This is a genomic window from Aeromonas sp. 2692-1 (genome assembly GCF_013085505.1).
GTDB classification, from domain to species: domain Bacteria; phylum Pseudomonadota; class Gammaproteobacteria; order Enterobacterales; family Aeromonadaceae; genus Aeromonas; species Aeromonas hydrophila.
In genome coordinates, this window is the sequence record NZ_CP038513.1 from 700024 (window position 1) to 715072 (window position 15049).

Consider the following 15049-nt stretch of genomic DNA (forward strand, 5'->3'; position numbering starts at 1 on the left):
TCACTTTATGGCTATGGTTGTGTAATGATATGGCATCAGGAAGCGCATATCATCCTCAACTGAGGTGATACTTATGGATGTAAACTCTTTTAATAGAGCATTTATTCCATGCTCAGTAAATCGCCAACAGTCAGGTAACGGGCCATGTATTCTAAAATTAAAAGGAGTCGTTAGTAGTAATATACCATCTTTTTTCAGAATTCTATAAATCTCTGAAATAGCGGAAAATGGATTCAATGTATGCTCCAACACCTCGGTACATACAACGATATCAAAACTGTCATTGGGAATAATTTCTGAGTTGTTATTTGTAATGTCAATTGTATAGGTAGCATTCGCATCTTTATTCAAGTCTGCAGTTTCTATTTTTGCCTTTAAGAAATGTTCTGCTGCACCTAAGTGATCTTGGGGGGCAATATCAAGTAGCATAACATTCGGTGAATCTAGTTTATCAGCTTGCTCCTTCAGAAAGGAACTGACACTTTCTCTGATAATATTATAAGCATGTATGTCAAACTCAGATATTTTTTTCATGTACGCCTCCTACCCCAGATTTAACAAGGGCAATGATTCTATCAAGATCATGATCACCGATACCAGGGTACAATGGTAGGCATATAACCCTATCTGATAACTCATTTGCAAATGGGAGGTTTGCTGGTGATGAAGATGGTATGCTTTTATACATTGGCATATTACTAATCAATGGATAAAAATATCGCCTAGCATGTATTCCCTCAGCTTTTAGCCTTTCATACAGAGTATCTCGACTCACGGCATAACGGTCATTCACGATGACAGGAAAATAAGAATAATTGATTTGTTCTTCCATTCCATGTAAAGGTACGGTAATCCCTTCAACCTGATTTAATGCTTTACAATATTTTAAGAATGCTTCTTTACGTTGCTGCAGTGCATCACTAACATATTCTAGTTGCAACAAACCAAATGCAGCATTGACCTCACTCATCTTCGCATTTATGCCAGGAGCAACAATCGTGACCTCATCCGCAAAGCCAAAATTTTTCAGATAATCTACGCGCTTTTTTAGTTTTGAAGATGAGGATATGATGGCGCCGCCTTCAAAAGTATTGAATACTTTTGTTGCATGAAAGCTAAGAACCGACATATCGCCATGCTTCAAGATGCTCTCTCCTTGGAATAGAGTACCAAACGCATGGGCAGCATCATAGATTACATGTAGACCATAGTTATCTGCTATGTTTTGTATTTTATCTATATCACAAGGTGTTGAATAGCAGTGCACAGGCAGAATAGCTGTTGTATTTGGTGTGATTGCTTCTTCGATTCTGTCTGGATCAATGTTAAAAGTACCAGGTTTAACATCAACAAACACAGGGGTTAGATTATTCCATATTAATGCATGACTGGTTGCGACAAATGAGTATGGTGTTGTAATCACCTCCCCTTTCACTCTCAAAGCCTGTAGTGCAGTAACCAAGGCCAAGGTACCATTTGTAAAAAGAGATAGATGTTCAACACCTAGAAAATCACAAAGAGCTGTTTCCAACTGTTGATGGAAAGGACCATTATTTGTTAATTGGTGATTATCCCATATTTTCTCCAGATATGGGACAAACTTTTCTAAAGGAGGTAAATATGGTTTTGTTACGGGAATTATCTTCATCAGTGACTCTCCTAAAACTAGTACATCGATAAATTTGATACACTTTCCATTTTTAGTCCTATACGAAGATATTCTTTTGCCGAAGAAAAGATAGTATCGTTTACAAAATTAACTGAGAGTAAATCATCTAGAACAATATAGTGACAGCTAGGCGCCCAATTTGTCATCAGTTCATCACGAATTGACCAACCTCTGAACAAAGGTGTTATAATAATCACGTCATCAAACTGAAATAAGTAATCCTCAATTGGTGTCTTAGAGACCACTTTCCCATTATCTATTACCATAACAACACCTTTGTCAATAGCAATATTTACACCAGCAAAATTTATTATTGAATTAAATATACTACCCGCACCATAGTAAATTATTCTTTTCAACGATCTATTTTCCAGCTCACAGTCTATTTGCCTCTTCAAACCGGAATAAAAACTTTCAGTATAGCTTTTCTCTTGAATTCCATACAAAAGAGTGTGGAGTTCCAAAGTATATCTTTGAAGATGACGATGACCAAGTACATGGTATTTTTGGTTATGTAACTTCATTATATCTTTTGATGCGGCCAACATTTTTATACAGTGTAATAGTTGTAGTGGCACGTTATTATTTCTATTAGACGTCCACGATCCTGTAACCGACTCTCTATAAACAGACATAGATTCGTTTAAGTAGACTGCCCCAGCAGAGAGACTCATTAGTTTTATGAAGTAATCGCCAACATCAAGCCATGGATGTTGAATGAAAAAGTCATAAAACATAGAAAATGTGGATGCTCTGACAATAATCGATGATATATGTATAGTACTGGATATGAATAGCTCACCTAACAAAGAGAATGGAATAAAACCAACATTGACATTATCATCATAACTTCCATAAACTCCACAGATATTTCCAGTCTTTGTATCAAGTCTTGTTGTGGGATGAAATGACAGATCACAACCGTCACTCATAGCTAAGGCTGATATCTGCTCTTGAAGCTTATGTCTAGAGCACCAATAATCATCACCCTCACAAAATGCATAGAATTTACCATTAGCATTCTCTACAAAAAATCTCCAAATGGAGAGTAAATCTCCTTTAGAGTAGACATTATTTTTTCTTTTCAAACTTTTTATTTTATTTGGATACTTACTCTCATACTCAGATATAATCTCCTGCGAGTTGTCCAGGGAAGCATCATCATGTACCAGTACCTCATACTTGAAATTGGTTTCCTGCATGACGATAGAATCAAGAGCATATCTCAAGTATTTCCCATGATTGAATGATAGACATAGCACAGAGACTAGAGCACATTGCTCCGAGAAAAATATATCATGGTTTTCTTTATCCATGTGCTTATACCAATAGTAAATCTATTTGTAAAAATACACTATTATTGTAGTGATATATAACTACTGGCATTACACCACCTCAATATCAGAACGGATCGACATCAGTAATTCATATATCTCTTGATAATAGGCATCAGATGCAATAATAATGGCATCAACATTAATAATGTTAATTTTATCTGGTGGCAATAGAGGGATATTGTACTTATAATCGGACCTGGTTGTATTTCGATCTAATAAAAATGCGGGGGTAAGATCTACTGTCTGCAGCAGGCTATAAATTCTATAACCAATATCACCCGCACCATATATGGCGAATCGATGATTGTGTGTCTTGGCAAGAGATAATATCTTATATAGTCGCTGGTCATCAAACCTATAGCCTGTACCTAGCAGATACATTCTATAATCAAGCAGTTCTTGTGGCTTTATAGAAAGAGATGAGCTTGTCGGCGTTGATATTGATTTCAGAAATTGAGAAAGCGCAGATAATTCCACATGTCTCTGCATCAAACCAAGCAAGAGTTGTAATCCTCCCTGGTTAATTCCATTCTCTATATGAGCCAGATATCGTATAATTTCAGCAACTAAGAGCTCAAGTTCACAAGGTATAGCTATTGGTCTGTTGTCTAACCTCAATGACAATCCCGACAATATGGGAAGAATGTATAATTCATGCATTTTATTGTGAGATTTTAGCAAAGTTAATATATTATATAACCATACATCTAACATTGCTTTTTTCATTTTTTCGACGTTGGTTGACATTGAACCACTTCGTCGATGATATGCTACACCTATCTTATGTAAATTGACAAAAAAGCAATCATTCAGAGCCATTCTAAATATCAGATCATAGTCCTCACATCCCCCATTGGTCCTTGTTGTGGTATTGAAACCCTCCACTGCTATCAAATCATGCTTGTGAAATAAGAAGGAATGTACCGGAGCTAAGTTATCAATCATCAGCGCTGGAATGACATCACCAAAGGCAGGATATACATCACGATGAGTATCATTCTCTTCATCAATCTCTTTATAACCGATTATACAGATAGCGCCTGATGATTGGCCCATACATGTAGCTTGCGCGGTCAAACATCCAGGTAAAAGCGTGTCATCAGCATCAAGAAATTTTATCAACTTTCCTTTGGAGTGCTTTATTCCAGTATTTCTAGCTGCAGAGAGCCCTTGGTTTGATTGTCTTATCAATTTTATGGGAAAATCATACTCTCTCACAGAAAGGGTGATCGGTTCGACTGAACCATCATCAACAACGATCACTTCCAAAGGATAATAATTTTGTAGCTTAATAGAGTCAAGCGCCCGTGAAAGATATATTTCTTGTTGGTAACAGGGGATAATTATGGATATTAACATAGGCTATTCCATTCAGGACAACATGTCTCTTATATATGCAAATATTTACATAACCCCAAAAAACACACTCTTGGTATAGGTAACTTTAAATGTGTCTTTATGTGATCACAACTTTAGCAAGTCACAAGTGCATCATATACTCTTATAACCTTTTCAACACACTAATACAGTCTATGTTCCCCCTCCCAATTGATTGCCGTCTGGCTGATCACTTCAAATCCATGATGTTTCGCGATAAAGGATATATTATCCTTCGAGATATTACTTCGTCCACCGATATTCAGGCTCCATAAATCCAAGACTCTTACATGAAGAATGCAGCATTGCATCCCATGAATAGACCAGACTCAGGGAACCATTATCAACCACAATGATTTCTATATCTTGATAAACCTGCTTATCAATAGATTCGAGCACCCGGTTTAAATACTCTTCTTGCTGCTAGCATGGAATTACTATTGATACGCGCATACTTGAACCCTTATGATAACTACTACAGCTTTCTAAAGATCACATCAACATGTATAGAGCCATTTTCTGAAATTGCTTCTACACATACAAGACATCTTATTAAATCACATATATTCACTCTCTCCCTCTTATTCCAGACATATAGACTTCCATTTTCTATACAAAAATTCCATTGATGCATTCCGTTATACTTCTCATGCTCAGCCTCATTAGCTGAATGCTGAATATATATATAGCCACCAGGTCTAGTAACTTCTATCATATTCATGATACATCTAATCGGGTCATAGCTATGATCCAATGTATTCCTAGCATATGTAATATCAAATGAATTCTTAGCAAAGCTATCCAGTATATGTTCTGTTTCACATAGTTCTGTCAGTATCGGAGGAGGAGATGGATAGTTAAATTTATGATATTCGTCTGCTAACGCATCTATCGCCGTTATTTTTATTCTTTTATTAGTATGCTTCTTTCCTAAGATGGTGAGTGGCCCAGCGCCACAATCTAGGATAGTAATATCAGTTCCATCACAAGAACTGACAAGATCATGTAGCGTCCCACGCAGAGGAAGATCAGGATCTAGTCTGTCAAGAAAATCCCGTGGCCACAATCCCCCACGCTCTCTTACCCATGAAGACCAAAATTGCACTTCAGATAAAACCCCTTTCGCCCACTCTTTTTTTTGCATTTTCGCCCCATTTTTGTACCATGAACTAAATAATTACTGATTTATAAGTTGTCACAGCATTTATTTCCATTGTTATTTCATCTCTATAAGGGATTGAAGCAATTATTACTGCATCAACGCCTTCTATTTTTACAAGATGTGGCTTTATCTCTATCCCCATAAACTCACCACCCACATTTTTATCAACAATATATATTATTGAGTATTCATTCATGTTATTTATTATTTCATAGCACAGGCGCCGCCCTCTCTGGCCAGCCCCCCAGACGGCGATACATGCTCCATTAGGGAATATTTTTTTAAGACGAGACAAAATATCCATATCATCTTGGTCAAGATATGCCTGCAGTGGCTCACCTGCATACTCAGTCTCAGCCCTACTTGCTAGATAACTATCTTTAAAAGGGTGAGCACAATATGCGTGCCAAGGTTTTTCCTGACCACAGAAATGTACGAGGATGGGTACGAGCATGTCCTTTTGTAAAATGTGATTAGGTTGAGCATTCCACTTCTCATCGAGATAAAGAACCTTATTCTGCAAAATAATGTTTAAGGCATCCTGATCATTATGCTCAAAACCATTATTATCAATGAGCAGGTCCAACGCCTGCTGACTGATATTATTTCCCCGCCATTTGCTAAGATCCATCAAAATAAAGCCTGCATTGAAATATCTACCAGATAATATTCCTCGCTCCTGCTGCTTCTTTTTATCACCCCCCAAAATATGATCAGATACTACGGCAGCAATGGAGCCCCCCATATCTACCGACCAAAGTGGACTGATATCCCCCACCGCAATCATGTCTGCATCAATGAACAAGACCTTCTCAACATTATGCAAGACTTCAGGTATGGCAAATCTATAATAAGTAACCTCATTCAATCGATTATTGTAGAGGCTACTGATAGGAATTTTTTTATAGTCAGGTATATTTTCATGAAATATAACATTCAAATCATTGGAAACTAATGACGATAATTTAGATATATTTTCTTTATTAAGTCGACCTAAAATGTGGCATTTTAGCTGAAAATCGTGCTTAAGATGCGTCCCTAGACTATGGATCAAAGCAGCTAAATGAATAGCAAAACCATTATCAATGCAGAAGGCAACATGGATCGTTTTTTTCATTTGGTTACCTGTTCAAGTTCATGCGACATGCTGTCTATTTTACAAAAATTTTTTCATATACTCGTTCCGGTTCATTTCTATGTTGCCACGCAAATTCATGACGCTCATCAAAGAACCACTGAGACTGAACCGAGTCCGTGATGAACGAATCAAACAACGCCCAGTTTCTGGCGCGTAAAAAATACAGCGCAGTGGAAAACCAAAGATGGCTTTTCCCCTTTTTCACCAACAGCTCATCCATTCCTGCCTCACGCGCCAAATCACATGCGGCCAGCATATCTTGCAAGGCAAGCTTACGACGTTCATCTGAAGCACGAATAGTTCCACAAATGCTACCGCTATGGACTCTATAACGCCCATACACCTGCGAAATACGGTCTATTCTTCCTCCCAAATAAAATGAATTGAGAATATGCCAGGAGTAGTCATTCACTACATGGCAATCAAGATTCACTGCATCCAACATTCTTTCATGACGACGGAAAGCACAGGAACTGGTATTGAAAAAGAGTCCGTACTGCACCAGGTGTTCCGGACCCGCTCGCTCAGGGATATATTTCGCGTTGTAATAATCCCTGCTGAATAGCGAGGTGGTACGATTTGAGTCGCTATCAAATACTTCAGCCTCGTGATAAACGAAACCACAATCGGGATGCCTATCCAGATAATTGGTTAGCGCCTGCAGCTTGCCGGGGAGAGCCAAATCATCTCCATCGACATAAACCATATACATTCCCCGAGCTTGTTCCAGCAAAGCACGTATGGTCAGGCACACCCCTATGTTTTTTTTGTTTTGCAGAGCCCGCAGGGCCGGCCACTGCCTTGCCAGCCGCTGCATGATGGACCAGGAGTCATCACTTGAGCCGTCATCGATGGCGATCACCTCGAACTCGAAATCCGTCTTCTGCTCGAGCAGGCTGAGCAGGCAGGGTTCGATGAAGCGCGCCAGATTGTAGACGGGCACCAATACGCTGACTTTCATAGGGAAATCCAAGGGAAAATGAATAGAAAAGAAGCGGATGGGAGAAAATGGGCAAGGCTACCGCACGGTCCCTGTCAACCCTTCTCCCTCTCTGTCAGGTTTTACTGCAAGAGGTATGCCTGACCAAGCTAATCCATTGAAGCTGCTGGATTTATGTGAGCCACACCCGATTATTCGCGTCGGCTGAGGCCACGACTGCACAGTTGCAGCATGTCGATACCATCCCAGAGCCATTCGAATGCGAGTGCCTGTCCCGGCGCCACCACCCGGTCAATCCGGCAGGTGGAGGCAGTCGGCAGCGCCGCCTCGACCCCGGCCCTGTCACCGCCGACCCAGACGCAGGTCTGCATGTCCCAGGGCTGTGCCAGCAGCTCATTCATGGTATCGGCCACAAATTCGGCAACTGTACCTCCTCCGACGTGTGCGAGCCGCAGCGTGCTGATCGGAGTCAATAAGGTGACGCCGGGCAAGCTGGTCACCTTCATTGCCCCCTGCTCGGCGACATTTTGTTGACTGTGGATGAGCCTCTCCATCGCCAAGGCTGGATCGGTGGCAAAGGGGGCAAACAGGGCTTCCAGCAAGCGGCGGCGCAGCCCCTCATCGGGTTCGCCCAGCCAGCAGAGGGTGGTTGGCGAGGCGCAGGCCTGCTGGTTGAAACGGGTACAGTCCTGCTGCAAGGCATCCAGCGTCCGTTGCCACTCTTGCGGATCCAGTCCGGCCAGCCAGCGGCTGTCGAGCACAGCCATCGAGCGGCGATCCGGAAACACCACTTCCTGTGCCATAGGGGCCAGGGGAATGGCCCGCACCTGGCGAATGGTCTCGTCGCCGCCCCAGATGATACGCAGCCGGCAGCGCGCCGACAGCCAGGCGGTGATGCCCTCGTCGTGGTCATAGCGAATGAAGCGAGTACGGGCAGCGATCTCTTGCCATTCACCAAGGCTGAACAGTTCGTTGAGGATCGCCAGCATGGCCTCCTGCTGCGGATCGCGGCGTGACGACAGCCGTACCACGCAGGGATTGCCCATCAACAGAGCCATCAACCAGGAGTAGAAGGCCACCGTCGGCACATTGGAGGGCACCAGGTGAAAAGTGACCCCCAGCGGCCCTCGTCCCTGCAAGCGTTGCTGCTCTCTGGCCAGCTGACGCGGTCGCAGCCAGAAACCGAACGCAGCCAGATCGGGGTGACGACGCCCCTCCTGTTGCAGGCGGGCCGACAGCGCCGCCACGAAGTCACAGATGACGGGGGCAAAGCAGGGCAAGGGCTGCGGGCAGAAAGTCTGCCAGCCCGCCGTCGGGGCCACGAAGCTGACCACCGGCCCCTCCTGCCAGAGCCCGGTGGTCGCCCCGGATGGGGTCATTGAAAGGTGTCGCTGCATCCCCTCACCTCGGCGCCGTGCTGGCGTCCCGCTACGTGAAAATAACGGCCATGGCGGCCACAAGGGCAATCATCCTCTCCCAGCAGCACGCCAAGATCCTCGCTCAGCAGGCTGTGGCCGGGATAACTGCCGGGAATGGCGGAAAGCACCTGCAGCAAGCCTGGGCTGCCAATCCCGAGCGGCTGATGGGTTAGCGGGTCACGCACCTGTACATCGGCAAACACGGGAGCATGCAGGTGACCCTGCTCGCACTCGACGAAGATGGAGCCCACCTGCTCCACCATGCCGTAGAAGTTGTGTACCCGGCCCAGCCCCAGCTGGTCACGGCAGCGGGCCTTGAAAGCGGGATTGTCCACTGCCAGGTGCTGCAGCTTCTTCCAGCCACCGCTGTGAAACAAAATGCCCTGTGTCAGCGGCAGTTGCAGGCCGCGCTCGCGCAGCGGCTCCAGCAGGCATTGCCAGACCATGAAGGTGAAGCCGAACAGCAGCACCGGCTGGCCGGCATATTTGTCACAGAAGGCCTCGATGACAGGCCAGTTGGGCCGCATCTGCTCGTCGAGGGCATAGGTGTGGTCACGGCCGAGGAAAGAGAGCCCCAGCGCGCCCGCGCCGCGCGCCGAAAAGCCGCTGCGGCTCTGGATAAGGGCGGGCTGCTCCACCATCAGCATGGGCAGGCGCTGCTTGCCGACAAACTCCTGCAGGATCTTCACCAGCACCTTGCTCTGCAGGGCGGCGGTCTCCCTGTCCAGCACGATCCGTGATGGCGAGCCCGTGGTGCCCGACGAGGTGAGCACCTTGAACACCTCGCTCTGTGGCACGCTCTGCCATTGGGCCAGTTTGAACAGCCGGGCCGCCAGGTAGGGCAGCGCATCGTAGTCGGTCGCCGCAGCCGTCCAGCCGAAGGCTTGCAGCACATTGTCATAGGCCGTGCAGTGTGCCCGATGGTGCGCAGTCAGCGCGTTGAGCCGCGCCAGCAGCAGCGCCTGTTTGGCGGCCTGGGGCAGGGCGAAGACCGGCGCGCTCAGCAAGTGCTCCATCACGCCTCCCCCGCCAGTCTGGCCAGAGCGGCGTAGTCAATCTTGTGATTGGCGGTGCGCGGCAGTTGCGTCACCTGCACCACCTGCACCGCCCGCGGCGGGGCCTGCAGCCACTGCGCCAGTTCGCGCTGCAAGCCGTCGGCCATCTGGTCATCGCGAGGCTCGACGGCCACCAACAGGCAGTCGTCACGCCCGCCGCAGGCCCCCGTCCAGCCCCAACGATGGAGCTGGCTCTCGACCTCCGCCAGGCTGACCCGCTTGCCGAACAGCTTGAGAAAACGGCTGAGCCGGCCGCAGATGTAGTAGCGGCCCGCCTCATCGCAACGGGCCAGATCGCCGGTGGCCAGCTCCTGCAGCTGGGCACCCAGCGCCAGATCATCAGCCGCACCGGCGTAACCCAGCATGACGTTGTCGCCGCGATAGACCAGCTCCCCCTCCCCAGGCTTACCCCCCTCCAGCGCGCGCAAAGCGAACTGGCCGCCGGGAATAGCGCGGCCGATGGCATCCGGATAGGCGGCCACCTCGGGTGCCGCCAGCCAGGCCATGCGGGCGGTGGCCTCGGTCTGGCCGTACATGACGAAGAAGCGCCGATCCAGCCGCAGGGCCTGCTCGGCAAACTGCTGCGCCAGCGCGGGTTCGAGACGCCCGCCCGCCTGGGTCAGGGTCTGCAACGAGGGGTAACGGGCCCAGTCAAAGCGCAGCCGGGCCAGCATCTGATAGGTAAAGGGCACCCCGGCAAAGCTGCTCACCTCGTGCAGATCGACCTGCTGCCAGAAGTCGCGTTCCAGCACGCTCCCCTCGTGCTGCACCAGGGAGGCGCCCACCAGCAGATGGCTGTTGAGCACCGACAAACCGTAGGAGTAATACAGCGGCAGGCTGGTGATGGCCCGCTCGGCCGCCGTCAGCGCCAGATAGTCGGCGATGGAGGTGGCGTTGGCTGCCAGATTGCGCCCCGACAAACGCACCCACTTGGCGCTGCCGGTGCTGCCCGAGGTCGGCAGCATTACTGACAACGCAGGGTGCAGGGCGGGCGTCGTCGCGGCAAGCCGCTCCAGCTGGCCGGCGTCATTGACCCGCCAGCTCACGTCAAACTGCCGGCAGCTGGCATCGCGCTGACTCGTTGGGAGGGCCGGGTCTGCCAGCATCACGACATGCCCCAGCTTGAGCGCGGCAAGATAGTGCAGCAGGTGGGCGGTGCGGGTGAAAAAGGGCAGATAGACCAGGCTGCGCTCGTCCGGATAGCTGGCCGCCAGCCGCGCCACCCGCCGTGCCAGCTCGCCGTAGGAGAGCCAGCCCTCTTGCGGGTCGCGCCAGGCCGGCGCCGGGTTGTCTTCCCGCAGGTGGGCGAGCAGTGCGTGTGCGTGATCCATCAGACCGTCATGCCTCCATCCACGCCGATGACCTGACCGGTCACATAGCTTGCCAGGTCGGAGGCGAGAAACAGCGCGACCTTGGCCACTTCGTCCGGCGTGCCGATGCGCCCCATGGCAATGCTGGCGAGCCGCTCGGCAAACTTGTCGTCCGGGATGGCGTGGGCCATCTCGGTGTCGATGAAGCCGGGGGCGATGGCATTGACCCGGATCCGGCTGGCGGCCAGCTCCTTGGCCAGCGACTGGGTGATGCCGATCACCGCCGCCTTGCTGCCGGCATAGCTGCAAAGGCCGGCGGCACCGACCCGCCCCATCAGGGAGGCCAAATTGATGATGCTGCCGCCACCGCTGCGCTGCATCAGGCGGGCGGCATACTGGCTGCAATAGACCACGCTGAAGGTGTTGTGACTGAAGGTCTGCTCCAGCTGGGCCTGGTTGACCATACCGAGCAGCCCCTCTTCCAGAATGCCGGCATTGTTGACCAGCACGTCCAGCTGGCGCGTCTGGGCAAACAGCTGCTGAAAGGCCTGCTTGACTGCCTGCGGCTGCGCCACGTCGACACAGAGATAGTGACAAGGCACGCCGAACTCGGCGCCGAGTTCATCGGCCAGCCGGCTCAGGGCCGCCTCGTCACGCCCCGCCAGCCACAGCTCGGCCCCCTGCGCGGCAAACAACCGGGCAATGGCGAGCCCGATGCCGCGCCCGGCGCCGGTGATCAACACCCGCTTGCCTTGCAGCAGCCCCTGCATCAGAGGGCGACCCCGTACTTGGCGAGGATCTCCCGCGCCTTGGCGACCGAGCTCATGTCGATGATGTCATCGGTATCGAGCAGCACGCCGTAGCAGTCCTCCAGCTGGGCGATCAGGCCCATGTGGGCGACAGAGTCCCACTGGGGAATGCTGTTGTAGGCCAGCTGGTCGCTGATACTGCCGACGTCGATGCCGAGGGCATCGGCAAAAACCTGTTCCAACGCTGTAGTCATCTGAAAAATCTCCGTAGCCGTTCTCGGGCGGCATAATAGTCGGCGGGCTGCAGTTCGAGGGCGATGAAGTCGCCCTGTTGCCCCTGTTGGCGATAGCCGAGCTGCGCATTGAGTCGCAAAGCGGCGTCATTGCCGGTGCGCACCAGAGTGCGGATGCAGCCGAGCTCAAAGGTATCGAAGCCCTGATCGAGCTGTGACAGGGCGGCGGCGACGGCCAACATGGGGTGGCGCACGCTGGAGCGGCCCAGATAGAGGCCGGCATCGGCCACCGGCTGCCCCTGCAGCGATTGCCTCGTCTCCCCTTTCAGGTTGACGTAGCCGGCCCGCAGGCCACGGCACCAGAGCACCCAGTGCTGCTGGTCAGGCCGTTCCAGGCTGCTGACGAACCACTGCCGTTGCTGGCGGGGGGAGATGAGCGCCTGCTCCACCATCTGCAACCGCACCTCGTCCTGGTTGCGCCAGCGTCGCAGAGTGGGCAGATCCCAAGGCTGGAGCGGGCGCAATTCGACACCATAACTCATGTTCAATACCAATGACGTCCCATCACTTGCCCATGTTATCGACCATCGCCGGGCAATTCCGTAGCAAAGCTCAATAATATAAGATGAAAACTCGGTATAATCTCAAAAATAATCAACGAGTTGTCATCAATTATCCGGCCCGGCGACCACGTCGGGCTCCTCAGGGAGAGAGCATCATGGCCATCGCCATCATCCCGGCACGGGGCGGCAGCAAGCGCATTCCCCGCAAGAACATCCGTCCCTTCTGCGGCTTGCCCATGATTGCCTACGCCATTGAGGCGGCCAGAGACTCGGGCTGTTTCAGTCGGGTGGTGGTCTCCACCGATGACCCCGAGATCGCCGAGGTGGCCCGCCGCCTCGGGGCTGACGTGCCCTTCCTGCGGGGCGCCACGCTGGCCGATGACCATACCGGCACCACACCTGTGGTGATCGACACCATCCAGCGGCTCGACCAGCTCGGCATCCAGGCAGAGCACTACTGCTGCATCTATGCCACCGTGCCGCTGATCCAGGCCGCCGACCTGCGCGCCGCCCACAACCGCCTGCTCGCCAGCCAGGCCCCCTTCGTCTACACGGTGGCCGAATTCGGCTTCCCGATCCAGCGGGCGGTACGCATGGACGCGCAAGGCCGAGTCACGCCGTTCTGGCCGGAGCAGATGGCGAAACGCTCCCAGGATCTCGAGCCCGCCTATCAGGATGCCGGCCAGTTCTACTGGGGCAGTCGCGCGGCCTGGCTGGGAGGCATCAGCCCGGTGGGGGGAGAAGGGATTGGCCACATATTGCCAAGGCACAGGGTGGTCGACATCGACACGCCGGAAGATTGGCACCTGGCCGAACTGCTCTATCAAGTGTTGGCCCAAGATGACGTTTAAGGTTGCCTTCCGGCTCGACGCCGGCGCCGAGATCGGGCTGGGCCACCTGATGCGCTGTCTGGCCATCGCCGATCGGCTGCTCGCCGCCGGGGCCGAATGCCACTTCCTCTGCCACGATCTGCCGGCGCACCTGCTGGCGTTGCTGCGGCCCCATCACCATCATCCCCTGAGCACGCTCGATGACGCTGGCCCGTTGCCTGGCTTGCTGCCGGATTGGCTGGTGTTCGATCACTACCAGATTGACCGGCGGCTCGAAACCCAGCTGGCCGCCCACTGCGGCCGCGTGCTGGTGATCGATGATCTGGCCGACCGGCCGCACCACTGCCAGCTGCTGCTGGATCAGGGCCCCTTGCGCCGCACCGCCGATTACCAGCTCCTCACCCCATCCGATTGCCGGCTGCTGTTGGGCACCGACTATGCCCTGCTGCGCCCCGCCTATCGCCAGCTGGCGCGGCAACACGCCAGTCAGTGGCAACGGGGCCTTGTCTGCTTTGGCGGCGCCGACCCGGCCGGCGCCAGCCTCGTCACCCTCAACAGCCTGGCCAGGCTGCCCTGGGCCCGCACTATCCAGTGGACCCTGGTGGCGGGCGGCGCCAATTCCTTCTGGCCCGAGCTGGAGCAGAGAGTGGCCGAACTGGCCGACCTCGACCTGGTGCTGCTGCGCCAGAGCGACCAGATGGCCGACCTGATGAGCCGGCACGACTTCGCCATCGGCGCCGCCGGCGGCATGACCTGGGAGCGGGCCTGTCTCGGCCTGCCAACCCTGGCAGTGCCCATCGTCGACAACCAGCAGTTCAACGACGAGGTGATCGCCCGCTTCCAGCTGGCTGAGCGGCTGACCCTGAGCGAGCTGGCCGAGCCTGAGCGGCTGCTGCAAGCCCTGCACCGGCTTGAGCAACAGTCAGACGACTACCGCCGCCGCGGCCAGCAGCAGGTGGACGGGCTGGGGCTGGATCGGCTCACCGCCTGGTTGCTACCACAACCCGATTATCAACTGATACCAGATGGCCAACAGTGGCAACTACGCCATGATGACCAGCCGCTACTCACCCTGACCCTGAGCGGCCAGCAGCTGACATGGCAGGCCACCCGGCCACTTCAGCCCACGCAGTGGCAAGAGCTGGCACATCGCTTGCAGACAATTTTCTCCCAATTTCCCCTCTATCTTGCCGAGCCACCGCAGATAGCGCCCCCTGCCCCTTGGCAGCCGGCGCCGCAAGGCTGGCAACTTGGCACAGGAGTCTGAA

Annotated in this window: 16 protein-coding genes; 2 read left to right on the forward strand and 14 right to left on the reverse strand. The window is 51.7% G+C overall.

Going from position 1 to position 15049, the window contains the following annotated elements:
- The 14 genes from E5E97_RS03520 to E5E97_RS03580 form a co-directional block, all read right to left on the reverse strand.
- Positions 1 to 534, reverse strand: a complete 534-nt coding sequence (locus tag E5E97_RS03520; RefSeq protein ID WP_118880150.1) for a class I SAM-dependent methyltransferase — start codon at positions 532 to 534, stop codon at positions 1 to 3.
- Positions 518 to 1648: a DegT/DnrJ/EryC1/StrS aminotransferase family protein gene (locus E5E97_RS03525; protein WP_274382112.1), complete on the reverse strand. Its 1131-nt coding sequence runs from the start codon at positions 1646 to 1648 to the stop codon at positions 518 to 520. The genes E5E97_RS03520 and E5E97_RS03525 overlap by 17 nt, the downstream gene beginning before the upstream one ends.
- A 17-nt stretch (positions 1649 to 1665) precedes the next feature.
- Complete coding sequence (locus E5E97_RS03530; protein WP_118880148.1) at positions 1666 to 2985, reverse strand: glycosyltransferase; 1320 nt, start codon at positions 2983 to 2985, stop codon at positions 1666 to 1668.
- A 69-nt stretch (positions 2986 to 3054) separates the two neighbouring features.
- Positions 3055 to 4365 carry a glycosyltransferase family A protein gene (locus tag E5E97_RS03535; protein WP_118880147.1) on the reverse strand — a complete coding sequence of 437 codons (1311 nt, stop codon included), beginning with the start codon at positions 4363 to 4365 and terminating at the stop codon, positions 3055 to 3057.
- Positions 4366 to 4626: 261 nt separating this feature from the next.
- On the reverse strand, positions 4627 to 4782 hold the full coding sequence (locus E5E97_RS23740) for a hypothetical protein (protein ID WP_367396482.1): 156 nt from the start codon (positions 4780 to 4782) through the stop codon (positions 4627 to 4629).
- A gap of 76 nt (positions 4783 to 4858) precedes the next feature.
- Entirely contained in the window at positions 4859 to 5527 is a 669-nt protein-coding gene (locus E5E97_RS03540; RefSeq protein ID WP_118880146.1) for a methyltransferase domain-containing protein, read from the reverse strand.
- 25 nt (positions 5528 to 5552) lie between these two features.
- On the reverse strand, positions 5553 to 6662 hold the full coding sequence (locus tag E5E97_RS03545) for a glycosyltransferase (protein ID WP_118880145.1): 1110 nt from the start codon (positions 6660 to 6662) through the stop codon (positions 5553 to 5555).
- Between the two features lie 34 nt (positions 6663 to 6696).
- Entirely contained in the window at positions 6697 to 7644 is a 948-nt protein-coding gene (locus E5E97_RS03550) for a glycosyltransferase family A protein (protein WP_171279874.1), read from the reverse strand.
- Positions 7645 to 7814: 170 nt separating this feature from the next.
- Positions 7815 to 9002, reverse strand: a complete 1188-nt coding sequence (locus E5E97_RS03555; protein ID WP_171279875.1) for an acyl-CoA reductase — start codon at positions 9000 to 9002, stop codon at positions 7815 to 7817.
- Positions 8999 to 10057 carry an acyl-protein synthetase gene (locus E5E97_RS03560; protein WP_171279876.1) on the reverse strand — a complete coding sequence of 353 codons (1059 nt, stop codon included), beginning with the start codon at positions 10055 to 10057 and terminating at the stop codon, positions 8999 to 9001. Before E5E97_RS03560 ends, E5E97_RS03555 begins: the two co-directional genes overlap by 4 nt.
- A complete protein-coding gene (locus E5E97_RS03565; RefSeq protein ID WP_171279877.1) occupies positions 10057 to 11427 on the reverse strand; it encodes an AMP-binding protein in 1371 nt (456 codons plus the stop codon). Before E5E97_RS03565 ends, E5E97_RS03560 begins: the two co-directional genes overlap by 1 nt.
- Entirely contained in the window at positions 11427 to 12176 is a 750-nt protein-coding gene (locus E5E97_RS03570) for an SDR family NAD(P)-dependent oxidoreductase (protein ID WP_171279878.1), read from the reverse strand. The genes E5E97_RS03565 and E5E97_RS03570 overlap by 1 nt, the downstream gene beginning before the upstream one ends.
- Entirely contained in the window at positions 12176 to 12409 is a 234-nt protein-coding gene (locus E5E97_RS03575; protein WP_011707833.1) for an acyl carrier protein, read from the reverse strand. Before E5E97_RS03575 ends, E5E97_RS03570 begins: the two co-directional genes overlap by 1 nt.
- Complete coding sequence (locus E5E97_RS03580; protein WP_011707834.1) at positions 12406 to 12942, reverse strand: GNAT family N-acetyltransferase; 537 nt, start codon at positions 12940 to 12942, stop codon at positions 12406 to 12408. Before E5E97_RS03580 ends, E5E97_RS03575 begins: the two co-directional genes overlap by 4 nt.
- Positions 12943 to 13106: 164 nt before the next feature.
- Between E5E97_RS03580 and pseF the strand changes: the two genes are divergently transcribed.
- Positions 13107 to 13802 carry a pseudaminic acid cytidylyltransferase gene (pseF, locus tag E5E97_RS03585; protein ID WP_171279879.1) on the forward strand — a complete coding sequence of 232 codons (696 nt, stop codon included), beginning with the start codon at positions 13107 to 13109 and terminating at the stop codon, positions 13800 to 13802.
- Entirely contained in the window at positions 13792 to 15048 is a 1257-nt protein-coding gene (gene pseG / locus E5E97_RS03590) for a UDP-2,4-diacetamido-2,4,6-trideoxy-beta-L-altropyranose hydrolase (RefSeq protein WP_171279880.1), read from the forward strand. Before pseF ends, pseG begins: the two co-directional genes overlap by 11 nt.
- Position 15049 lies beyond the last annotated feature (1 nt).